Origin of the sequence: Micromonospora sp. NPDC047548 (genome assembly GCF_040642975.1) — a bacterium.
In the GTDB taxonomy this organism is placed as follows: Bacteria; Actinomycetota; Actinomycetes; order Mycobacteriales; family Micromonosporaceae; genus Micromonospora.
The window spans coordinates 1-20,282 of sequence record NZ_JBEYTI010000064.1; the positions used below are offsets into that span (position 1 = coordinate 1).

Below are 20,282 nucleotides of genomic sequence, written 5' to 3' on the forward strand. Positions count from 1 at the left end.
CGGACTCCGAGCGAAGCCCGCGACGAGTATCTGAGTCGACAGTCAGCAGCCTAAATGGCAATTAACTGACTGTCCGGAAAACGCGCGGCAGACCATCAGGTGATGCCAAGTAAAGCGAGTGGGCGGGTGCTGTCGCGGGCGTGGTGGCGGTTGGCGGCGGCGATGTTGGTGATGCCTGCGGCGCGTAGTGCGCCGATGGCGGCGTTGCGGAGAGCGGCCATGACTTGGGGTCCGGTGCCGGTGCGGATCTGGGAGCGGTCTTCGTCGTAGGTGACGTCCCGCACCCAGTGGACCTTGTTCTCGATCGACCAGTGGCCACGGATCCAGCTGGCGAGTTGCGCCGGTTTGGCCTGATGGACGTGGAGGTCGGTGATCGCGTAGACGGTCTCGGTGGTGAAGCGTTTCGGCTGGTCGAGGCGGCGTCTGCGGCGGCGGATCTGCAGGGCCTGGGCGGCGTGGGGGAAGTCGATCCCGGTGGAGAGGGTCAGGATCTTGCACGTGCGGATCTCGCGACGGCCGTGTCCGCGGTCGGTGGCGCGGGTGGCGTCGGGGACGGCCCGCCAGGGCAGGCCGGCGAGTTGGGCGTGCAGGCTGGGCTGATTGGCCTTGACGGTCAGGATCCAGTGAGCGCCGCGTTCGGTCAGGCATGTGACGTGGTCGCGCTGGCAGTGCAACGCGTCGGCGGTGATCACGGTGCCGTGCAGGTCGCCGATCTGGTCGAGCAGCGGGCCGAACCGGGTGATCTCGTTCGTCTTGCCGTCCACGGTGGTGCTGGCTAGGACCACGCCGGTGGCCTGGTCGCAGGCTGCGAGGACATGTTGGGCGGCGGTGTCGGTAGTGCGGGAGCCGCGTAGCGTCTTGCCGTCCACGGCGATCGCCCCGCCTGCCCGCCAGTGGTGTGGCTGTGGACCGGCTGGCGAGCCAGCCGCTGATGGCCGCGGCGAGCAGATCCGGGTCCAAGGCCTGCAACAACCGGCGGATCATCGCTTCCGACGGGCGCCGGTCCGGGGCGATGCCCAGCGCGAGCGCGGTCGCGGCCGGGACATCGGCGACCCACCGGCGATCGCGGTGTACGAGCGGTAGCCGGCCACCACGGCACAGACTGCCGCGGTCACCACGACCGTCAGCTGGTGGCGGACACCGCGGCGAGCGCGGGGATCCGGTAGACCCGCCAGCGCTGCGGGCAGTCCAGCAGCGGTTTCGGGCACGGTGACAGCCGGTGCGCTGGACACAGACGAGATCAGCGATGATGGCAGGGCGGGCATGGCTCACTTCGGACGATCAACAAGGCGTAGAAAACTTCGGTGATCATCTGAGCTGTCATGCCCGCCCTGCTACCACCAGCAAGGGCGCGTCTACACCAACCACATCAAGCCGGGCGCTCCACGACTTGGCCGGAGCCCTGGGCGGCAGGCCACGAAGCTCAGCCAAAGCAGGTCGTCCTCGAGTGGCTCTCGACGGCGGCGTCGAAGTCGGATGTGACCTGTTCGTCGAGGTCCCGGCCGAGTTCGGCGGGCGTGCGCTGCTGGGTTGGTCGGCGGCGGAGCGCATCGACGGCCCGGCGCTTGCTGACGGCGACCAGCCACGCCCCCGGGTTGGCCGGTACGCCGTCGCGGACGATCCACGCGATGCCGGCAACGACCTGCCCGGCTTCCATCCGCCACGCCGTCTCGACGGTGCGCCGCACCTCGGTCTCTCCCATGGCCCTCATGACCGCAGGCAGGTCCGACCTTCGCCAGGAGGCGGGCTGCTGCGGGTCGCCCTCAGTCGTGAGGGCTGAGGAAGTCGGTGATGAGGGTAGCGAGCTCCTGTGGGCGTTCGTCGACCATCGCGTGGCTGGCGCCGGCGAGATGCCACACGCGCAGAGACGAGTTGTCCACAGTGGCAAGTCGTTCGGCGGTGACCTTGCGGTACGCCTCGTACAGGCTGTGGAACGGCTGTTGTTCGGGGAGGTCCTCGGTGGCGAGAACGAGCAGCAGCGAGCAGCGGACGTCGCGGTAGGCGGGCATCAGGTCGAGGGAGTCCATGGCGTCCCGGAGCTGCCGGGTGAGGTCCGGGCCGGGCCGCAGCCGGCTGCGGCCGTCGTCGCCGGGCACGAGGTTGCGTTCGAAGGCCGCCACCCAATCGTCGGGTGCGGCGCCGTAGCGCTGGGCCATGGCCCGTTGCCCCGCCAGCATGGCTACCACCTGTTCGGCGGTTAGCGGTTCGGCCACCATCGCGGCCATCCCGTCGAAGACGGCCCGCAGCTTGGCCAGCTCGGTCTCGGCCTGCTCCGGATCCATCCCGGCGAGCTGGTCCGGACGGTTCAACGGCGGATTGCCGTCCAAGCTGACGGCACCGGGGCACTCCGGGTGACGCTGCGCCCAGAGGGTGGCGAGCATGCCGCCGAGGGAGACGCCGACCACCGCTGGGGAGGTGAGGCCGAGGTGGTCGGTGACGGCGGCCAGGTCGGCCAGTACGTCGTCCCAGCGCCACGGGCCGTCTCCGGACCGGCCGTGACCGCGCAGGTCGACGGTGACCACCCGGTGGGTCGGGCGCAGGTGCTCGGCGAGGGTGGTCATCTGGGCGAGGTTGCCGCCGGCGCCGTGAAGGAGCAGCAGCGGTTGTCCGGGTCCGCCGAAGTCGCGGATCGCGATGGGCACGGTCCCGGAGTCGATTATGGTCTCAGACACGTCGGGTTCCTTCCTTGAGCAGTCGGTCGCGTACGGAGGCGGAGCGCACGCCGCCTTCGGGGTGGCGGGCGAGCTTGTCGCGGGAGACCAGGTCGTGGACGCCCTGGCGGGTGATGCCGAGCATGGCGCCGGCCACCGCGTACGACACGGATTCGGCGGTCGGGTGGCCGACCCGTCGCGCGATGGCCTGGCCGAAAGGGCTGCGCCACCAGTCGAGGGGTGGGTCGAACGGTCCGTCCCCCGGGTAGAGGGTGGAGATCGCGCGCATGACCACGCTGACGGCGGCCCGGTCGTCGCCGCTGACGATCGTGGTGGCCCAGGATCGGGCCCGCTCCAGGATGACGGCGCGCAGCGGGTCGATGGCGTCGTGGCCGTCGACCAGGATTTCGAGGGGGTCGAGCAGGCGGATGTCGATCAACCGGATGAGCTGCTCGGTCAGTTCCTCGTGGGTTGGCGACATGCTGCCTCCTCCGCTACTTGACACCCATCGTCAAGCACTTGACGTCGAGTGTCAAGCACGATGGCGCGAGCACGGTTGGCGGTACGGTCGGCCGGTGCCCGGGCAACGACGGCGTTACCGCTACGTGGGACCGCCGGAAATTGCGGCGGTGGCGCTGCGCGGCGGCGCGGGCCGGCTGATCCGATCGGCGGACGAGTTCCACGCCTGGATCGGCTCGGTGGAGACGCGGGAACTGGCGGAAGCGTTCAGCGCGGGCATGCCTCACTTCGGACAGATCAACAAGGCGTAGGAACCCCGATGACCTTCTGAACCGGTCATGCCCGACCTGCTACCACCAAGAAGGGCGCGTCTGCACCAACCACCTCAAGCCGAGCACCTCACGACTTTGCCGGAGCCCTGGCACGCCCCCTGATCACAATCCTCCGGCTGGAGCACTACCCGTGATCGGTGTTCCGTTTCTTGTCGGTGCTTCGGCTGCCGAGTACGCGGACGGTGGTACTCAGCTTGATCGGCAGGTCCTCATCACCCTTGAGGAATGGCTCGATGTCGACCGGTCGACGGAGGCTTCGGCCGGGGCCGTATGGCTGCTGGCGTTCATGGCCGGAGACCCAAAATCGGTGATCGGGGTTGGCCCGCGTGCGAAGGCCAGCGGACGAGCTCCGTTCCAGCGGGGTGTTGCTGCGCGGTTTGATCCGCACGATCCTGACCTCGGGGGCGGGGCGCCGGCTGCGCTGGTACGCCTTGATCGTGCCCTTGGGAAGCTTCGCCGGTACGGTCTCGGCCATCTGCTGTTTGATCAGCAGCCAGGCCGTGATGAGGGGACCGAGCGGGTGGCGTCCATCGAGTTTGGTGCGCCGGGCGATGTACTCGGCGTGGATCGGTACGAGCCAGCCGATCTCGTGTCGCAGCGCGGGCATCAGATCGTCGTCCAGGGCGCTGCCGACGCTGCGGTAGCCGGTGACGTGCCAGCCGTCTGCGTGGGGCGTCCAGGAGACGGCGGCGAGATGCCGGGCGCTGCCAACCGGTTCGGGCCAGGCGATCAGCCCGGCCGGTGACGATGCGATGTCATCCGTGACCGTCGCCGGGGGCTGGTCGCCGGTGACCTCGTTGACGAGATCGGTGAACTCTTGGTTGATCCAGTACATGGGCACAAGGTCGAGCTGATTGGCCAGCGTCGTGCGCTCGCCGCGGTCGTTGATGGACGCTGGCAGGTTCGCGGGGCCGCGGAGGAGCCTGGTGAACCGGTCGCGGATCTTCGGCAGCATCTCGGCGGTGATCCGGGCTGGTGGCCAGTCGGTGGTGGTGAGCAGCGTTCTGCCTTCGCGGCCGAGGACGATGCCGCGGTGTAGCGTGCGCAGGATCGTGTACTCGTCGCTGGTGGGGGGCCAGTGCATCAGGGCGGCGCAGTGGGCGGTGAGGGCGTCGGAGTCGTCGGCCTCGATGAGCTGGGCGCACCGGTAGCAGACGTGCCACTGGTTGTTGTAGGTCTGGGCCGTGCCGCCTGCGAGGGCCACGATCTGGATGAGGGCGGTTCGGTAGTTCCAGACCGGCGGTGCGCCGGTGCAGGTGTGGCAGCGGTTGAAGACGTGCCGTAACTGGCCGGCGTCAACGGGGACGACTTCGTGTCGGTCATCAGTGACGGGATGCCGGTAGCCGGTGCTGTCCCCCTCCGTGCCGTCGGTGAGGGCCAGGTGGCAGGTCGCGCAGGCCATGAGGGTCGCGAGGTTCATTCGGCGCTCCCCCGCTGGTCACGGCGCAGGTCGCGCAGGCGCGGCCCTCGACGCGGTGTGCGGTCGGGCATGGTCATGCCGGGCACGTAGAGGATGTGTCGGTCGCCGCCCTGGTGCTTGGCGTGGTACATGGCGGTGTCCGCGAGGTGCAGGGCGACGTCCTGCACCGGGTCGGTGCTGGCCACGGTGGCGATGCCGAGGCTGGCCGTGACGGTGACCGTGACCGGACCGCTGTCGGCGTGAACCTCGACCGGCGCGGCGACGACCGTGTTGAACAGGTCGGCGAGGGCGGTGATCCCGTGGTGGCGGACGGGCAGGATGGCGGCGAACTCGTCGCCGGACAGCCGCGCGATGCTTCCGCCGTGCGCGTCGGCAAGTTGTCCGAGCCGGTCGGCGACCTCCATGAGGAGGTCGTCACCGGCGTCGTGGCCGTGGGTGTCGTTGACCTCTTTGAACTGGTCGAGGTCGATGAGCATGACGATGATCGGTTGTGGCTCGCCGGATGCGGCGATGGCGGTGTGGACGGTCCGCAGGCCGGTGCGGTTGAGCAGGCCGGTGAGCGGGTCATGGGTCAGCTGCCAGGCGGCGTCAGCCAGTTCGGCGCGCAGCCGGTTGGTGGTCGACCGGGCGGCCAGGTAGGCGAGCCTGTAGCCGACACCGGCCCCGAGTGTGGCCGCCACGATGGTGGCGATCACGAGGAGTGTGGTGAACACTGGGTTCCTCCATCTCGTTGCAGAATCCGGGACGCATACGTTGTCGAGGCGAGGCGTCCCGGGTTCGGTGGATACGACGACGGCCCGCCATCGGCGGGCCGTGCTTTCTGTTTGCGCCGCCGTACGGCGCGTCCCCGAGGAGGCGGTTTGAGGGGTCAGGGGGTCGCGGCTGGCGGGACCGAGCCGTCGATGCTCCAGGTCGCTCCGACTCGGGCCGGGTTGCGCCCTGCGCTGACCGGGCCGCCCCGATGCGGCGACGGGTAGGGGGCGTCGGTCGATGAGCCGCTCAGGGTCGCAGGGGACGCCCTTGAGTCGGTACTCGTACCGCTCGGACCGCAGGCTGACCCCGTCGACGTGGGAGGAGTACGGCACGTAGGCGCCGCGCAGGATCGTGCCGCCGAGCCGGTCGCAGCAGGCCACCGAGACTGGGTACCAGCCGGTCAGGGCCACGGTGACGAGGTGACCGCAGGACAGGGCCAGCTCGAACACGCACAGCCGATGCGGTTCCTGGTCTTCCGGCGGGGTGGAGCTGGCCGGGTCCGGGCCAATGCCGCTGCTGGTGCCGGATTGTGCGCAGGGGCCGCAGATGGGGCCGAGGTCGGGCTGGTATCCGCTGTCGCATGCCTCGCAGACGTTGCGCAGGCACGACCGGCATGCGTCGGAGGCGGTGGTCCGCAGGCTGGTGCCGCAGAATCCACACGGGCCGTCGAGGCAGGTGTCGGTGTGGTGGCCTGGGCGGTGCTGCTGGCAGGGGTGGTCATGCATGGCGGCCTCGCCGGTAGATGTGGATCTGGTAGAGCGTCATGGCGGGTGCTCCGTTCGGCCGTGGGATGGGGTTCGGGGGCTATCTCTCTGGGGTGGCCGTCGCGTAGGTGAGCCGGCTGGCGGCAGTCCACGGCTACGGCCGGAACGCCGCGGCCGGGTGCTGGTGGCCGGGTTGGTAGATCAGGTCGAGCCCGTAGCTGTGGGTGACGGCGAGGATCACGGGTTCGGTTCCGGCATGTCGGTGAATCCGGCTGCTGTGGGATCGGCGGCCGGCGGCTGTCGAACGGGCCCTGCGGCAAGCCGTGCGCGAGGATCCTTGCGGCTCATTCCGGGCTGGCCTTCGTTTCCGGGTTGGGGCTGGAGGTGCTGGGGATCGGCCGTACGCGCAGGATCTGTTCCGGCAGCAGCAGCGCGGCGAGTTGTTGGGTGAGCGGGTTGTTGAAGGGCCGGTAGCCGGTGGCCCAGAGCAGCTGCCACGGCTCGGCGGGCGCGCCTGCCCGCAGGCTGGCGGGATCGCCTTGGGACAGGACGCCGAGGTCGGCCAGCTGTGCGGCGAGGGATGTGGCGCGGTAGTGGTCCATTCGCCCGGCGAGCATGGGGCACGCGGTTGCGGAGTACGCGGCACACACGGCCAGCAAGAACCTCGTTGACGAACCCGCCGCCCGCGCCGCCGTCAGCGAGGTCGTTGACTAGTGTTGCGTTAGGCAACGTTTGCGACGTTCGTCGTTGACCCTGAGCCGGCGGTAGGGCGGCGTGACACCGTGCATCGAAGTCGAGCGTTATGGGCGCCGTCTGGTTGCGAACCTGAACGCCCCGAGCGCCGAATCGGTCGCGCGCTCGGTCTGCGGTCTGGTTCGCATCACGACGGTGTTGAGTAGGTGCGATCGGGGCGCCGATGAGAAATGGCGCCGGCAGTCGTCTAAATATGGACTGGTGAACGCGGGGCGCGCATCAAGGGAGAGCAACGAGATGAGACCACTTCGATACTCGATCAACGTCACGCTCGATGGCTGCTGCCATCACGAGGCAGGGCTCCCGCCGGACGAGGAGTCGATGCGCCACTGGACCGCTGAGATGGAACGAGCCGATGCCCTGCTGTTCGGCCGGGTGACCTACGAGATGATGGAGTCGGCGTGGCGGAAGCCGGCCACGGGCACGTGGCCTGACTGGATGAATGAGTGGCAGATCCCGTTCGCCGAGACCATCGACCGGGCGAAGAAGTACGTCGTGTCGAGCACGCTGAGCGGGGTCGATTGGAATGCCGAGCTGGTGCGAGGCGACTTGGGGCAAGCGGTTCAGCGGCTCAAGCAGGAGCCAGGCGAGGGCCTGTGGGTGGGCGGCGTGACGCTCCCCCTGGCGTTGGCAGATCTGGGACTGATCGACGAGCACGAGTTCCTTGTGCAGCCGGTCCTTGCCGGACACGGGCCGACGTTGCTCGCCGGTCTGCGCGAGCGCATCCAGCTCGAGCTCGTGGACCGCCATGCGTTCCGGTCGGGGGCGATCGCCCTGCGATACCGACCCACGCGAGCTCCGGCTTGACGTGATTTGTCCTGGCACGTTGGCCGCTGCCTTGCGACGGAACGACGGCTCGGGGTCGCGTTGCCCCGCGCTGGCCGTGCCCCCGAACGCGCGGACATATCGACAGGGGACATCGCCCCGAGGTGCCGGTAGCGGACAGGGCAAACGTTGCCTGACGTGGCACTAGAAACCCGGCACCTTGCCCACGAACGGCGACACCGCACCAACGAACGCCCCGCCAGAACACCACCGGCGGGGCGTTCCTGCCTCACCACGTCGGCATCCACAACGCCGCGTTCATCGGCATTCTGAATGCCGGACAACAGCCGGGTTCGGCGCTGATCAGTAGCCGCAGGTCGCTGTCGCGCATCGCGAATACGGTCCGCGTGCCGAGGTTGGCGCCGCAGGTTTGGCAGAGCCGGTCGGTCAGTGCCCGGTTCTGCCGGTCGAGGTCGACCGCGCCGAACCGGTAACGGCCGTCGGGGGTGCGGCCGGTGATCCATGGCACGACGAGCCCGCCGATCGTGGGCCGACCGGCCAGCTGTAGCGGGATGTTGGGGAGGTTCGGGGTGGTCATGCGGGCACCGCCGTGGCGGTATCGGCCGCCGCGTTGACGGCGGCGTGCATGCATCGGATCGCCCGCCACTGCCGGCCGCCGCGTCGGGCGCGGAGCCGAAGGGTGAGGGTCTGCGGGCCGGCTTGGAGGTGCCGGGAGCCGGCGGGCGGGTTTGGGGCGGGACGGTTGCTGCTGGTGGGCACGGATTCCCCCTGTCGATGGGTGGGTGGAATCCGGGCACGGCGCATCGGCCGTGCCCGGATGGCGCGCGGGGTTCGCGCGAGAGGGCCGGGCGACGGCCGGTGAATCAGAAGGCGCTGTCGGGAAGTGCGAAGTGGACCCGGTGTAGATGCGACGCCGGGCGTCGGGTGTTCGTGTCAGCGGCGCACCGGATGTGTGGCCTGGTCGGTGCGGAGTGCGGCGGGCAGGTCATCCGGGATGTCGGCGTAGGGTGCGACGGCTAGGAGCACCTCGGTCGGGTCGAGAATCGTCTCGACCAGGCCGATCCGGAGGCTGTCGGGCTCGTTGTCGGGGTCGGTGACCGGGTCCCAGGCGAAGTCGACGACGGTCGCGAAGTAGCCGCGGTGCGGGTTCCAGCCGACCTGGATGGTGTAGCGCTCGCAGCCGGGTTTCGGTGGGAGGGTGTAGAGGCTCATCGGTTCCTCTCGCGGGGTGTGCGGCCGAGGCCCGTCGGGCAGGAGCTGCGCCACGACGTGTTGGACCGCGACGGACGGCAGGTGAGGGCCGATCGGGTCGCCGTAGCGAGTGGGTGTCATGCCTGGGGGTGGTGGGCGCGTTCCTCGGCCAGCTCGACGATCGTGTCGCGTCGGGCGGCGGGCAGGCTGGCGAGCAGCTCGACGTATTGCTGTTCCTGCGCGTTGATGGGTTCGGCGAATGCCGCCTTGTAGGCCAGTCGCGTTGCTTCGTGTGCGTCTTCGATGGCGCCGCTGTGGTCGTGTGCGGGGGCGAGCTGTCGGAGCTGTTCGGCTGCGGTGATCGGGTCTCGGGACAGGGTGGTGTCGTAGATGCGGAAGTTCGCCGGAAGGTCCGCCGCGGTGATCGCGACGATCAGGCACAGGTTGGCCTCGATGTGGTGGGCGTATGCCTCGCTACGAGCGGGCGTTTCGCCGCGAGCGCGGATGGCGGCGCGTTCGGCGTGCCAGCGCAGCCGGGCTTCTTCGGCGTGCCGGGCGAGGGCGAGCAGCATGCTGCGGGTGGGATCCATGGTGGTTCTCCTGTTGTGAGGGGTTGGCGGCTACTGGGTCGAGGGGTCGGTGCGCGCGCTGGTGGTTGCCTGGTCGAAGGTGGATGGCGGGAGTCCGGCGTGCAGCGCCTGCAGCAGCAGGTCGGCGAGCTGGTATGCGGGATCGACCTGGAGGGCGCGTTCGGCTGCCAGGGCGGCCAGGGCGCCGTCACCGCAGCGCCACGCGGTGATGGCGAGGAGGGTGGCCGGGGCTGGCACGAGCGGTTCGTGGGCGCGGCGGGTGACGTCGGCCCAGAACGTGACGTGTTGGTCGTGCGGCTGGGTGAGGTCGACGGCAAGGTCCCGCACCGACGTTCGCGTCAGGAGCAGGGTGAGCCAGGCGACCTCGTCGTCGGTGAGACGCGTGTCGTGGTGCCGTAGCGCGTGACGGACCGCTTGCGCGCCGGCCTCGTCCACCGCTGCGCCGCCGGCGGCGTTCACCGTCTTCAGCCGGGTGGCCGCACCATCGATGGCGCGTCGCATGTCGTCGCGAGCGGCACCGGTGACGGGGGCGAAGCGGGCGGCGACGGCTGCCCGGTCCGGGAGCGCGACCAGCCCGGCGGCGGTTGCCTGCACGGCGATGAGCGAGGCGGTCGGGTCGAACGGGATTCCCTGCGGGGGGCAGCAGGTGGGGTTGTCGCAGGTGAGGTTGACGACCCGGGTGCCGGTGACCCGCAGCAGCTCGCGGACGGTCATGCCGCCGGCGGTGAACGCCTCGGCAACGGCACGCAGTGCCGGATCCACGTGGTCGGCGTCCCCGTATCCGGTGATCATGAGGTCGGTGATCGGTTGCTGCCGCCGCACGATCGGGACCAGGTGGGCGGCGAGGTCGAGGAGTTGGCGGGCGGGGGCGCCGGGGGCGGGCAGGTCGCCCCGGGCTGCGAAGACGATCCGGTGGTCCCTGCTGGCGATCACGACGATGCTGCCGTTGCCGGGTCGGAATCCGAGAAGGTACGGCACGGCGGCCACCAGGTCGGCCGGGGATCGCACGGTCAGTTTGTTGTCGGGAAACGGCATGATGATCTCCAATGCGGATGTCGGGTCGGCAGAGTGCGGGAAGTCGGTGAGCGGGTACGAGCCGTTCGTGACCGCTGCGGCTGTGTCTGTGTGGGAGGCGCGTGCCGGTCACCGGGTCGGCGCGCGCGTGGCGGTTCAGTCGCGGTCGGGGTCCAGGTACAGGTCGATACCGGCGGTCTCGACGGTGGCGGTCACCGTGATCAGGCGGTGGTCGATGCCGGGCAGCGCGCGGGCCAGGTCCGCGCGGACGAGGGCTTCGGCCGTGGCGGTGGCGTCGGCGGAGGTGGCGTGGCCGCGTCGCCACATCTCGTATTCGTGCCGCCACGGAATCCGCCAGCAGTCCTGGTCGACGGTGGCGTACTCGGGGATGGTCCAGCCGTACGCGGTCCACGGCCGTGTCTCGTCGGGGCCACTGCTGGTGGCCGCCCGCATCATGTTCCGTGCCGCGTCGCAGGCGTCCCGGGCGGTGCCGGCGCCGACCGGCAGCGTCAGCTCGGCGACCACCGTGACGTGGTGTGCCCGGGGCAGCCGGTCGAGCCCGAGATCGACCAGGAACCGGTCGACCCGCTCAGCGGTGCGCTGATAGCTGCCACCGATCTCGTCGTCAACGAGGGCGCGGATCGCGCGGGCGCGGATGCTACGCCGTAGGCCGGCAAGGGACTTGATCGCCGCGTCCCGTGCCACCGTCGCGGCGGCAAGGTCGTCAGCGTCGGACAGCTGCATCACGCCGGCCACCGGTGGCATGGCGGTGTCGACGTCGTCCACCGGGACGTCATCGGAGCTGTCGGCGGCCTGCCACGTCAGCCCGGTCAGGGTGATGCCGGCGGCAGCCAGCGCCGGCAGATGGCCCTCCACCATGGTGCGCGCGGCGTCGTACGCGTCGGCCTCACGGGTGGCCGTGACCCACGTATGGAGCGTGACCTGCACGGTGATGCGGCACTGCTGCGGGCCAGGCCGGTCGGTCCCATTCGGCGCGGGTGTCACGTCGATGACGCGTCGCGGATAGACCGCCATCGGCGGCTGCAACTGGCGCAGCTCGTCCGGTACGCCGAAGCGCGCCTGCGCGCGGGCCTCCTCGTGGTCGGTGTGCGAGCGCGTGAACGACAGCTGGGCTTCGGCGGAGATGGTCCACTGCTGCGGCAACGGTTCCAGGCCCCACGTGGCGAGGGCGTCCTCGCAGCCGGGCCGGCAGATCAGCCGGTCGTGCAGCGCGGCGATGAGAGCGGACCGGGCCTCGACGGCCAGGGTCTGCCGCTGCTCAACAGCGGCGATCGTTTCGGTGTGCAGGGTATGGATCTCCTCCACCAGACTCGCGTCAGTCATCGCTGCGCCGCCCGATCGCGGGCAGCACCCAGGTGGGTGCCCGTGGCGAACTCGGTGCACGAGGCCAACCGAACGGTGGCCATGTCGGGGGCTCGGCCGGGTCCGCTGTGCTCGCCGGCGAGTGCGGCGACGCCGCTGCGGAGGTCGGGCGGGGCAGGGTTGTGGTGGTCGGTGAGGAGATCGCCGTCTGTCAGGTACCAGGTGGGACGAAGCATGTGTCCTCCGTGGGACATGAAGAAAGGGGCGGCCACCGGGTGGTGACCGCCTGAAGGGATGGGGGGTGCCGCGCCCCGGTCGCAGGTGAGGCGAAGGGGCTGGTGAGTGCTGAGGGTCTGAGGCTGACGGACGGCGGCCGACCGGGAAGGTGGGCGCGATGCCGTCGCGGACGCGTCAGATCAGCACAAAGGAAAGAAAGGAAAGAGTCCTCACGCTAACCGTGTCGCTGCTGGTGTGGCGGGGGCTGTCAGGTCCCGCCGTCTGGCAGGAACTGACAGCCCCCGCGCATCTGGTGTCAGCCCTTGACGGGCGTGACGCCGGGGTTTGGCCGCGCCTCTGCTGTGCCTCGCCTCAGGACCAGCACGTCCTCGTGGGCGACGAGGTGCACGGGCAGGCCCTCGGCCCTGGACTTGCGGACGGACATGAGCCCGAACATCGAGGCGCGGTGCACGATCTGGCCGTCACGGACGGCAGCGAGCATTGCCGCGCACCGCTGCACTGGTATCAGCCCGACCGACTGCGCCACGGCCAAGAGCTCACCGGGCAGGTCGATGAAGTCGTCCGGGCGGCGGCGTACCGGTCGGCAGGTGATGACCACCGTGCCGCCGGGGCGCAGCAACTGGTAGCTGGCGGACAGAATCGCGGCGAACCCGTCGAGCAGACCTGACCATCCGGCGTAGGCGAGGTTCCCGCGCTCGCGGTCGCCGTACAGATGGGCCCTTTTCCTCACCCCTGCACCGGTCGTCTGGACAAGCCCGTGTGTGAACCGCCCGTACGGCGGGGAGGTGAGCACGAGGCCGACCTCGCCGACTGCGGACGCGGGGGCGAGATCAAGCAGGCCGGTCGCGTCGCCGGTGATCACTGTCGCACTGCCTGCGGCGCCCTGAGACGCGGCGAGGGCGACGTTGGCCACTGCCAGGGCAGTGAACCGCGGTTCGATGTCCACGCCGAACGCGCACCGTCCGAGGTGCATCGCCTCGACCAGGGTGGTGCCCGACCCGCACATCGGGTCGAGCACCAGGTCCCCCGGCGCCGTGTAAGCGGCGACGGCATGCGCGGCGAGGTGAGGCAGCATCTTGCCCGGATGCGTGGACGACTCCGACACGTACCGGCCACGTCGCTGGTCACGGGCGGGTTGCTGGCAGGTCAACCACACCGAGGTGACCGGCAGGGCCTCAGCCATCGGCACCCCCGGTCTCCGTTGCGCTGCAGGTCAGGATCAGCACGTCGGTATGGATGTCCAGCTGCGCCTGCTGGCCACGCCGAGGTGGCCGGTCGGCCGCCACGATGTGCTGCAGGTACGCCAGCATGGCCCGCTTGGCGGCGATGACGACGTCAACCGGCAAGACGACGTCGCCGTGCGGCAGCAGCACCGCCACGCAGCCGCCCGGCATAAGACTGGCGCGGCAGCGGACGAAGAACTCGACCGGCGAGGCGTCGTCGACCGGCCAGCCGGTGACAATCAGCGTCGCCGGCTCGCGGCCCCAACCGACCGCGCGGGCCGTTTGCAGGTGACTGCGGCGGTGCGCAGCGATGACCGCGCGGGCCAGCTGCGGCCCCTCGGTCAGGTCGATGACCAGATCGGACGGGTGGGTGAGGTTGTAGACGAGCCGCACGCCCATCGCGTTGGACATGGTCTCGCCCCCATGTGGGGCGGGAACCGGCCAGACGGTGATCGGCACGGGCGGGTCGCCAGGCACCACATCCCCCACGGGGACCGGTGCGCGGTGATGGTTTCTGTCGGTCATGGGCACGGTGGCCCCCGGACCGGCGGGGCGTACTGACGATCCCCAGTGCGCCGCTGACAGGCCGATCGAACCCGCCCCCGACCTGACAGAACCGGTCACCCCGACTGTCTCGTCTCAATGAAGTTGCGCGTGTCGCAATAAAGTTGCTCCGACCCGGCCGTTTGTCTCACTAGAGTTGCCCCGGCCTGTCGTGGGGAGGGGTTGGTGGGCGGTGGCGTTGCGGTTGCCGGCTGGGACGAGATCGGCGTCGAACTTGAGTTCGCGGCTGCTGACGGCGGCGTACGGCGCAGGCCGCTGGCACAGTGCTTGAACGTGCGGTTCGAGGAGGTGGCACCGGCGAGGTCGTTCCCGTCGTACCGGGGACAGCGCAACTTCCCGGGCTGGTGGTGGTCGTCCACGATGGGCCGCCACGTTGGGTACGAGTCGTGGCTGGAACGCGACCATGTGATGTTGCTGGACTTCGACGTGCAGGTGACAGCGTTCGCGTCACAGCCGTTCTGGCTGCACTGGCCCGCCGCTGGCCGGGCTCGTCGCCATCTGCCGGACTACTTCGCCCGTCAGGTCGACGGCGTCGGGGTGGTGATCGACGTGCGGGCTGAAGACCGAATCGAACCGGCCGACGCAGAGGCGTTCGCCGCGACGGCCGCCGCGTGCGAGGCGGCAGGGTGGCAGTTCCGCCGGGTGGGGACGCTCGATGGGGTGTTCGCCGCGAACGTGCGCTGGCTGTCGCGGTATCGCCATCCGCGGTGCGGGCGCAGGGAGGATCTGATCGTGCGGTTGTTGGAGGTGTTCGCGCAGCCGACACCGCTGTTCGCCGGCGCGGAGCGGGTCGGTGACCGGCTGCTGGTGTTGCCGGTGCTCTATCACCTGCTGTGGCGTCAGGTGCTGATTGTTGATCTGCGCTCGGCGCTGCTGGGTCCGTCGACGCTGGTCCGGCAGGGACAACGGAGGGGGTCGTGATGCTGGCACGGCGACCGGGGGTGCTGCGGCCGGGCGATCGGGTGCGCTTCGACAGGAACGTGCACACGGTGGTGGGGGTGTCCGGGACGTTGCTGCTGGTGGCGGATGAGCAGGCCGAGGTGACGGCGATCCGGCTGGCTGATCTGCAGGCCCGAGCGGATTTCGAGGTGCTCGGTGACCGGTCACGCGCTCCGGCGCTGTCGGCGACGGCGGTCGTGCATCAGTTGCCGCAACAGGTGGTTGACGAGGCGTTGTGGTGGGAGCGGCACCTGCAGGAGGTGATCCACGGGCTGGCACCGGACGCGCCGGCGGGGTCGCGTCCGCGGACTGGTTACGACCCGGCGGTCACGACGTTGACGCAGCGGGAACGGGCCAAGGCGGCCGAGTTGGTCGCGGCCGGCCATGCCGTGAATGCCAGCAAGGTCAAGCGGCAGCGGCAGCGTTACGAGGCCGGCGGCCTGGCGGCACTGGTGGATCAGCGGCCTCTGCGGCAGCCGTCGCGGTTCGGCCGGGCCGATGCGCGGGTGGTGGAGGCGATGCAGACGGCGATCGCCGAGGCCACGGACGCCTCCACGCGCACGGCCAGCTTCCTGGTCTGGCGCACCGGCCAGATCCTGGCCCAGCGGCCCGACGCCGACCAAGTCGTGGTGCCGTCGCGGGCGACGCTCTACCGGCTGCTGGGCAAGCTGACCGCCGGGCTGCACACCACGGGTTCGGCACGCACCCGCCGGTCGCAGGACAGCCGCCCGGACGGGCCGTTTCGCACGGTGAGCGCTGCCGCGCCGGGCGAGCTGGTGCAGATCGATTCCACCCCCCTGGACGTGCTGGTGCTGCTGGATGACGGCACACCGGGACGGGTGGAGCTGACCGGGATGATCGACGTGGCCACCCGAACGGTGCCCGCGGCGGTGCTGCGCCCGACGACCAAGTCGGTGGACGCCAGCGTGTTGCTGGCCCGCGCGTTGACCCCGGAGCCGATGCGTCCGGGCTGGGCGGACGCGTTGACGATGTCGCGGTCGGTGCTGCCGCACCGGAGGCTGCTGGCCATCGACGAACGTCTGGAACACGCCGCGGCGCGACCGGTGATCGTGCCGGCGACGATCGTGGTCGACCAGGGCAAGGTGTTCATCTCCCGCAACTTCCGGGCCTCCTGCGCGGCGCTGGGCATCAACTTCCAGCCCACCCATCCCGGCTCACCCGCTGAAAAGCCGCACATCGAGAAGATGATGTCGGCGGTCGGGACGCTGTTCGCCCAGTTCGTGTCCGGCTACACCGGCTCGAACACCGAACGGCGGGGCCGCAAGGTCGAAGCCCAGCCGCTGTGGTCGATGCTGGAGCTGCAGGAACTGCTGGACGAGTGGCTCGTCGCGGCTTGGCAGAACCGGCCGCACGACGGGCTGCGCGACCCGGCCGCCCCGGGGCGGATGTTCACCCCGAACGAGAAGTACGCCGCGCTGGTCGAATCGGCCGGCTACGTGCCGGTCGCTCTGTCCGCCGACGACTACATCGAGCTGCTACCGGCCTGCTGGAAAGCGATCAACGCCTACGGCGTCAAGCTCAAGCACCGCACCTACGACGCCGAGGCGCTCAACCCGCTGCGCCGCCAGCCCTCCGGGATTACGGCCCGCAAGAACCTGTGGGAGGTCCACTACGACCCCTACGACGTGTCGAGGGTCTGGCTGCGCAACCACGGGGATCCGCAAGCGGGCTGGATCACCCTGTTCTGGAAGCACCTGCGCCGTGACGGCGTCCCGTTCGGCGAGCTGGCATGGGATCACGTCCGCGCGCAGATGCCCAAGGCGACCGAAGACGAGATCGCCGCCGCGGTGCAGGACCTGCTACGCCGCGCCAGCCAAGGCCCGCAACCCGCCACCGGTTCACGAGCCTCCAAACGCGACCGCAGGGTCGCCGCCCGCACCCGGGCCACCACACCACGGCCCGCACCCGTCTCCGATGCCGCACCAGCCCCGGCGCCCGCCGATGAACCCGACCAGGACCAAAGCGATAGCCAGGTCGCGAAGGTGATTCCGCTGGGGGTCTTCGACCCGTACCAGGAAGCGAACAAACGATGGTGACCGCGACGACCGCCGCCACCACAGGCTCGTATGCCGGTCTGCCCGACGACGACCAGCACCGGCAGTTGACCACGCTGGAGGGCTGGCGCCGCTACGTCGACAGCGTGCCCGTGGTCCCGGATCTGCTCGATCGGCAGGCATGGAAGCGGCTGGACGGCGACCAGCAGTTCGCCTACGACGAGGCGAGGCTGGCCCACCACGCCCGGCTGCTGGTCGTGGCCACCTCCACCATTCGCAAGGTGATCACCGAAGGGCGGCGGCTGTCCTACCTGAACCGGTATGCCGTCTCCGGGCGATGCGGCCTGATCGTGTCCGGCGTTGCCCGCACCGGAAAGACCACCAGCCTCGCCCAGCTGGGCAAGACGATGGAGGTCATCCACCGGCGGCGCCGCCCCGAGTCACCGCAGGACATCCCGGTCATCTACATCACCACCCCACCGGCCGCCACGCCACGGATGATGGCCGTCGAACTGGCCCGGTTCCTCGGACTGCCCGTCACGACCCGCGCCAACATCACCGATGTCATCGAGGCTGTCTGCGGCGTCTGCCTGGACGCCCGCACCGGGCTGATCTGCGTCGACGAAATACACAACATCAGCCTGACCACTCGCCACGGCGCGGAAACCTCCGACACCCTCAAGTACTTCTCCGAACGCATTCCCGCGACCTTCGTCTACGCCGGCCTCAACGTCGAACGGGAGGGCCTGCTGTCCGGCACCCGCGGGCAGCAGATCGCCGGCCGGTTCAGCATGATCCGCACCGGGGCATTCCCCAGAGGCGACGAATGGACGGCCCTGATCGCCACCCTGGAGAACAGCCTGCGGTTGCACGCCCACACCCCGGGCACCCTGACCGGCCTCGACGTCTACCTGCACCAAGGCACCAACGGGATGATCGGCAGCCTGCTCCGGCTCATCCGCAGCGCCGCCATCCAGGCCGTCATCGAGGGCAGCGAACGCATCACCCGCGCCAGCCTCGACGACATCGAGATCGACGTGGCCGCCGAAAGCGCCCGGACGGGAAACCGCCCCGGCTGATGAAAAGCAGAGGCATCAGCATCGACCAGCCACGCCGGCTGCCCATCCAGGTCTGCCTACGCCCCGGCGAGATGCCGGACTCGTTCGTCCGACGGCTGGCCATCGCGAACCACCTACGCCCCAGCTACCTGCGCTCCTACCTCGCTGACCCACCCGGGCCGCTCGCGTCCATCCAGAACTGGCGCCTGGCCGCCGTCACCGGCCGACCCGAAGAAGAACTCATCCGCGTCATGCCCGCACTCCAACCCACCCCAGTCACCGAGCCATCACGGAGGCGCGTGAAGAAGCAGTTCGATCTATTCGCCGCCATCCGCAAGGCCGCCGAACAGGACGTGGACGTCCAGCGACTGAGCACACACTTCGGGCTGCGACGCCCCACCATCATCAAGGCCCTGCCCGGCCAAGACCCCACGACCGCCCGGTTCGCGAACCGGCGGCCGCACCACCACCCCATCCTCGAAGACGTCGCCGACTACCTGGATCAACTCATCGCAGACAACCCCGGCGCCACCATCTGGTCAATCTGGAAGAAGCTCATCCAAAAACGGCAAACCACGGCTGGTTACGGAACCGTCCGCGACTACGTCAACCGCGTCCGCGCCCACCCAGGCGACACCAAGTCCGTCCGACACCTCGTCAGCAGGGCAGATCTCTTCACCAAGATCCGCGACGAAGCCGTCGGGGGCTTGACCAGCAGGCTCGCCGCGCAGTTCTCCACCGACCACGCCACGGTCACACGAGCCCTCACCGGCGAAGACACACCCCGCAAACGCCCACAGTCGAAACAGAACCCAGTCCTGAAAGATCTCCGCCACCACATCGACAAGATGATCGACTCCGACCCCGACGTCACCGTCGCAACCATCTGGGAACGACTCGTCGACCAGCACCACGCCGAGGTCTCCTACGCCACCGTCCGGGACTACGTCGCCCGAGAACGCCGTCAGCCCCGCCCCCGGGCCAAACCAAGCACCATCACGATCCCCGACCAGAGCAAACCGCGATCCGGGGCACCTTCAGTGAGACACCCCGGGGCAAACGCAATTCCGGGGCAAGCCCGATGAGACAGATCTCAGCCACCTGTCTCACTCAACCTGCTCCGACGCAGATCAGCGCCGACTCAGCGGGGCAGCTTCACTGAGACAGGACACCGACCGCCTGACAGCCCGGTCATCCGGGCGCGCGGACCGTCCTCACGGCGGCGAACCTGACATGACCGGGCACGGCCTGTCCCGGTCTGACAAACGCTTCTGGTGTCAGGTCGGGCTGTCCCAATCGGGGGTCTCGAAGCCTTCGCACAGGGCGGAGCGCTCCCGTCGAGGGGACATCACCATGGCAACCACCACCCGCACAAGGACGGCCGACACGGCGCTGACCACCGCCGAGACGGCGTTCGAGCTGCTGACCTGCGAACCCGCGCCGCTGGTGTTCGACGCCCGCCCGGTACCGGGCCTACCGGACACGACGATGCCGCTGGACGAGCTGCGCAAGCTGCTGGTGCACGATCGCTACGACAGCGACACCACCGACGAGCTGTGGCGGCAGCTGGCCCACCACGCCCGCCAATGGGGGCCGGCCTGGGTCGTCGGCGCGATCGGCGTGGCGCTGCCCGCGCTGACGCACCTCGCGGCGAAGATCAGCCGCGGCTACGCCCGGCACGCCGACGATGTGGACTCCGAAGTCCTGGCCGGGTTCCTCCAAGCACTGCGCACGGCGGATCTCGCCCCGCCCCGGCTGTGGCTGCGGCTGTGCTGGGCGGCCTGGCGCGCAGGCGTCGCGATCGTCAAGGCCGACGACGGCGAGGAACTGCCGCTCGACCTGTCCACCGGCTCACGGTCGCCGAGGATGCCCTACGGGCACCCGGACCTGCTGCTCGGCCGGGCAGCCGCCGCCGGCCTGATCACCGCCGAAACCGCCGAGCTGATCAGCGCGACCCGCTTCGGCGACGCGCTGATCGAGCAGCTGGCCGCCGAGATGGGCGTGACCGCATCGGTCCTGCGGATGCGCAGAAGGCGAGCCGAACGTGTCGTGGCCGCCGCCGTCACGCGAGGCGACCTGTCCGGCGCGATGCGCTCGTCCGGCCGCCGCGAAGCGGCCATAGCTGCCTGACAACACCGCCCTGTCGGCGTACACCGATGGATACGCGCGTTCTCGGCGGCATGAGTAGCCCTGTGTCAAGCGGCGGACGCGAGGACGGCCTGCAAGGCTCGGTGGCGGGTGGGGTCGTAGGCGACGCGGTCTTGCCAGCA

At 69.8% G+C, this 20,282-nt stretch carries 23 protein-coding genes; 7 read left to right on the forward strand and 16 right to left on the reverse strand.

Going from position 1 to position 20,282, the window contains the following annotated elements; all coding sequences use genetic code 11:
- Positions 1 to 95 precede the first annotated feature (95 nt).
- The 5 genes from ABZ807_RS30820 to ABZ807_RS30840 form a co-directional block, all read right to left on the reverse strand.
- A complete protein-coding gene (locus ABZ807_RS30820) occupies positions 96 to 869 on the reverse strand; it encodes an ISAs1 family transposase (protein ID WP_357165813.1) in 774 nt (257 codons plus the stop codon).
- Positions 870 to 980: 111 nt separating this feature from the next.
- Entirely contained in the window at positions 981 to 1,265 is a 285-nt protein-coding gene (locus ABZ807_RS30825) for a transposase family protein (protein WP_357165816.1), read from the reverse strand.
- A gap of 158 nt (positions 1,266 to 1,423) precedes the next feature.
- Positions 1,424 to 1,702, reverse strand: coding sequence for a hypothetical protein (locus tag ABZ807_RS30830; RefSeq protein ID WP_357165819.1), 279 nt, complete (start codon positions 1,700 to 1,702; stop codon positions 1,424 to 1,426).
- 61 nt (positions 1,703 to 1,763) lie between these two features.
- Positions 1,764 to 2,672 carry an alpha/beta hydrolase gene (locus ABZ807_RS30835; RefSeq protein ID WP_357165822.1) on the reverse strand — a complete coding sequence of 303 codons (909 nt, stop codon included), beginning with the start codon at positions 2,670 to 2,672 and terminating at the stop codon, positions 1,764 to 1,766.
- Positions 2,665 to 3,132: a hypothetical protein gene (locus tag ABZ807_RS30840; protein ID WP_357165825.1), complete on the reverse strand. Its 468-nt coding sequence runs from the start codon at positions 3,130 to 3,132 to the stop codon at positions 2,665 to 2,667. The genes ABZ807_RS30835 and ABZ807_RS30840 overlap by 8 nt, the downstream gene beginning before the upstream one ends.
- Before the next feature lie 94 nt (positions 3,133 to 3,226).
- Here ABZ807_RS30840 and ABZ807_RS30845 point away from each other — a divergent pair, with 94 nt between their 5' ends.
- On the forward strand, positions 3,227 to 3,421 hold the full coding sequence (locus ABZ807_RS30845) for a hypothetical protein (RefSeq protein WP_357165828.1): 195 nt from the start codon (positions 3,227 to 3,229) through the stop codon (positions 3,419 to 3,421).
- 145 nt (positions 3,422 to 3,566) lie between these two features.
- On the opposite strand, the gene ABZ807_RS30850 is transcribed toward ABZ807_RS30845, so the two are convergent.
- The 3 genes from ABZ807_RS30850 to ABZ807_RS30860 all read right to left on the reverse strand — a co-directional run bounded on the left by ABZ807_RS30850 (position 3,567) and on the right by ABZ807_RS30860 (position 6,921).
- Complete coding sequence (locus tag ABZ807_RS30850; RefSeq protein WP_357165831.1) at positions 3,567 to 4,862, reverse strand: hypothetical protein; 1,296 nt, start codon at positions 4,860 to 4,862, stop codon at positions 3,567 to 3,569.
- Positions 4,859 to 5,575, reverse strand: a complete 717-nt coding sequence (locus tag ABZ807_RS30855) for a GGDEF domain-containing protein (RefSeq protein ID WP_357165834.1) — start codon at positions 5,573 to 5,575, stop codon at positions 4,859 to 4,861. Before ABZ807_RS30855 ends, ABZ807_RS30850 begins: the two co-directional genes overlap by 4 nt.
- A 1,088-nt stretch (positions 5,576 to 6,663) precedes the next feature.
- On the reverse strand, positions 6,664 to 6,921 hold the full coding sequence (locus tag ABZ807_RS30860; RefSeq protein ID WP_357165837.1) for a hypothetical protein: 258 nt from the start codon (positions 6,919 to 6,921) through the stop codon (positions 6,664 to 6,666).
- Positions 6,922 to 7,093: 172 nt separating this feature from the next.
- Here ABZ807_RS30860 and ABZ807_RS30865 point away from each other — a divergent pair, with 172 nt between their 5' ends.
- Positions 7,094 to 7,879 (forward strand): dihydrofolate reductase family protein, encoded by a 786-nt coding sequence (locus tag ABZ807_RS30865; RefSeq protein ID WP_357165840.1) that lies wholly within the window; start codon positions 7,094 to 7,096, stop codon positions 7,877 to 7,879.
- Between the two features lie 247 nt (positions 7,880 to 8,126).
- Here ABZ807_RS30865 and ABZ807_RS30870 read toward each other — a convergent pair whose 3' ends face one another.
- The 8 genes from ABZ807_RS30870 to ABZ807_RS30905 form a co-directional block, all read right to left on the reverse strand.
- Positions 8,127 to 8,504, reverse strand: a complete 378-nt coding sequence (locus ABZ807_RS30870; RefSeq protein WP_357165843.1) for a hypothetical protein — start codon at positions 8,502 to 8,504, stop codon at positions 8,127 to 8,129.
- A 287-nt stretch (positions 8,505 to 8,791) separates the two neighbouring features.
- Positions 8,792 to 9,190 (reverse strand): hypothetical protein, encoded by a 399-nt coding sequence (locus tag ABZ807_RS30875; RefSeq protein ID WP_357165846.1) that lies wholly within the window; start codon positions 9,188 to 9,190, stop codon positions 8,792 to 8,794.
- Complete coding sequence (locus ABZ807_RS30880; RefSeq protein ID WP_357165849.1) at positions 9,187 to 9,639, reverse strand: hypothetical protein; 453 nt, start codon at positions 9,637 to 9,639, stop codon at positions 9,187 to 9,189. Before ABZ807_RS30880 ends, ABZ807_RS30875 begins: the two co-directional genes overlap by 4 nt.
- Before the next feature lie 30 nt (positions 9,640 to 9,669).
- Entirely contained in the window at positions 9,670 to 10,674 is a 1,005-nt protein-coding gene (locus tag ABZ807_RS30885; RefSeq protein ID WP_357165852.1) for a DUF4192 domain-containing protein, read from the reverse strand.
- A 135-nt stretch (positions 10,675 to 10,809) separates the two neighbouring features.
- The gene (locus tag ABZ807_RS30890; protein ID WP_357165855.1) at positions 10,810 to 11,997 is read right to left on the reverse strand and encodes a hypothetical protein; all 1,188 of its coding nucleotides are present in this window, start codon (positions 11,995 to 11,997) and stop codon (positions 10,810 to 10,812) included.
- Positions 11,994 to 12,212, reverse strand: a complete 219-nt coding sequence (locus ABZ807_RS30895) for a hypothetical protein (protein ID WP_357165858.1) — start codon at positions 12,210 to 12,212, stop codon at positions 11,994 to 11,996. The genes ABZ807_RS30890 and ABZ807_RS30895 overlap by 4 nt, the downstream gene beginning before the upstream one ends.
- A 296-nt stretch (positions 12,213 to 12,508) precedes the next feature.
- Positions 12,509 to 13,396 (reverse strand): DNA methyltransferase, encoded by an 888-nt coding sequence (locus tag ABZ807_RS30900; protein ID WP_357165860.1) that lies wholly within the window; start codon positions 13,394 to 13,396, stop codon positions 12,509 to 12,511.
- A complete protein-coding gene (locus ABZ807_RS30905; protein ID WP_357165877.1) occupies positions 13,389 to 13,961 on the reverse strand; it encodes a hypothetical protein in 573 nt (190 codons plus the stop codon). Before ABZ807_RS30905 ends, ABZ807_RS30900 begins: the two co-directional genes overlap by 8 nt.
- 204 nt (positions 13,962 to 14,165) lie before the next feature.
- Here ABZ807_RS30905 and ABZ807_RS30910 point away from each other — a divergent pair, with 204 nt between their 5' ends.
- From ABZ807_RS30910 to ABZ807_RS30930, 5 genes are all read left to right on the forward strand, one after another.
- Positions 14,166 to 14,921 (forward strand): TnsA-like heteromeric transposase endonuclease subunit, encoded by a 756-nt coding sequence (locus ABZ807_RS30910; RefSeq protein ID WP_357165863.1) that lies wholly within the window; start codon positions 14,166 to 14,168, stop codon positions 14,919 to 14,921.
- Complete coding sequence (locus tag ABZ807_RS30915; protein WP_357165866.1) at positions 14,921 to 16,996, forward strand: integrase; 2,076 nt, start codon at positions 14,921 to 14,923, stop codon at positions 16,994 to 16,996. Before ABZ807_RS30910 ends, ABZ807_RS30915 begins: the two co-directional genes overlap by 1 nt.
- Positions 16,990 to 18,033 carry an ATP-binding protein gene (locus ABZ807_RS30920; protein ID WP_357165869.1) on the forward strand — a complete coding sequence of 348 codons (1,044 nt, stop codon included), beginning with the start codon at positions 16,990 to 16,992 and terminating at the stop codon, positions 18,031 to 18,033. The genes ABZ807_RS30915 and ABZ807_RS30920 overlap by 7 nt, the downstream gene beginning before the upstream one ends.
- A 278-nt stretch (positions 18,034 to 18,311) precedes the next feature.
- Complete coding sequence (locus ABZ807_RS30925; protein ID WP_357165871.1) at positions 18,312 to 19,097, forward strand: hypothetical protein; 786 nt, start codon at positions 18,312 to 18,314, stop codon at positions 19,095 to 19,097.
- A gap of 268 nt (positions 19,098 to 19,365) precedes the next feature.
- Positions 19,366 to 20,142 (forward strand): hypothetical protein, encoded by a 777-nt coding sequence (locus tag ABZ807_RS30930; protein WP_357165874.1) that lies wholly within the window; start codon positions 19,366 to 19,368, stop codon positions 20,140 to 20,142.
- The last annotated feature ends 140 nt before the right edge of the window (positions 20,143 to 20,282 follow it).

Excerpts from the sequence above, each read along its gene's own strand:
- ABZ807_RS30840 (WP_357165825.1), bottom strand. The coding sequence starts at position 3,132 with ATGTCGCCAACCCACGAGGAACTGACCGAGCAGCTCATCCGGTTGATC.
- ABZ807_RS30920 (WP_357165869.1), top strand. The coding sequence starts at position 16,990 with ATGGTGACCGCGACGACCGCCGCCACCACAGGCTCGTATGCCGGTCTG.
- ABZ807_RS30895 (WP_357165858.1), bottom strand. The coding sequence starts at position 12,212 with ATGCTTCGTCCCACCTGGTACCTGACAGACGGCGATCTCCTCACCGAC.
- ABZ807_RS30880 (WP_357165849.1), bottom strand. The coding sequence starts at position 9,639 with ATGGATCCCACCCGCAGCATGCTGCTCGCCCTCGCCCGGCACGCCGAA.
- ABZ807_RS30850 (WP_357165831.1), bottom strand. The coding sequence starts at position 4,862 with ATGAACCTCGCGACCCTCATGGCCTGCGCGACCTGCCACCTGGCCCTC.
- ABZ807_RS30905 (WP_357165877.1), bottom strand. The coding sequence starts at position 13,961 with ATGACCGACAGAAACCATCACCGCGCACCGGTCCCCGTGGGGGATGTG.
- ABZ807_RS30830 (WP_357165819.1), bottom strand. The coding sequence starts at position 1,702 with ATGGGAGAGACCGAGGTGCGGCGCACCGTCGAGACGGCGTGGCGGATG.
- ABZ807_RS30860 (WP_357165837.1), bottom strand. The coding sequence starts at position 6,921 with ATGGACCACTACCGCGCCACATCCCTCGCCGCACAGCTGGCCGACCTC.
- ABZ807_RS30885 (WP_357165852.1), bottom strand. The coding sequence starts at position 10,674 with ATGCCGTTTCCCGACAACAAACTGACCGTGCGATCCCCGGCCGACCTG.
- ABZ807_RS30900 (WP_357165860.1), bottom strand. The coding sequence starts at position 13,396 with ATGGCTGAGGCCCTGCCGGTCACCTCGGTGTGGTTGACCTGCCAGCAA.
- ABZ807_RS30930 (WP_357165874.1), top strand. The coding sequence starts at position 19,366 with ATGGCAACCACCACCCGCACAAGGACGGCCGACACGGCGCTGACCACC.
- ABZ807_RS30915 (WP_357165866.1), top strand. The coding sequence starts at position 14,921 with ATGCTGGCACGGCGACCGGGGGTGCTGCGGCCGGGCGATCGGGTGCGC.
- ABZ807_RS30890 (WP_357165855.1), bottom strand. The coding sequence starts at position 11,997 with ATGACTGACGCGAGTCTGGTGGAGGAGATCCATACCCTGCACACCGAA.
- ABZ807_RS30825 (WP_357165816.1), bottom strand. The coding sequence starts at position 1,265 with ATGCCCGCCCTGCCATCATCGCTGATCTCGTCTGTGTCCAGCGCACCG.
- ABZ807_RS30875 (WP_357165846.1), bottom strand. The coding sequence starts at position 9,190 with ATGACACCCACTCGCTACGGCGACCCGATCGGCCCTCACCTGCCGTCC.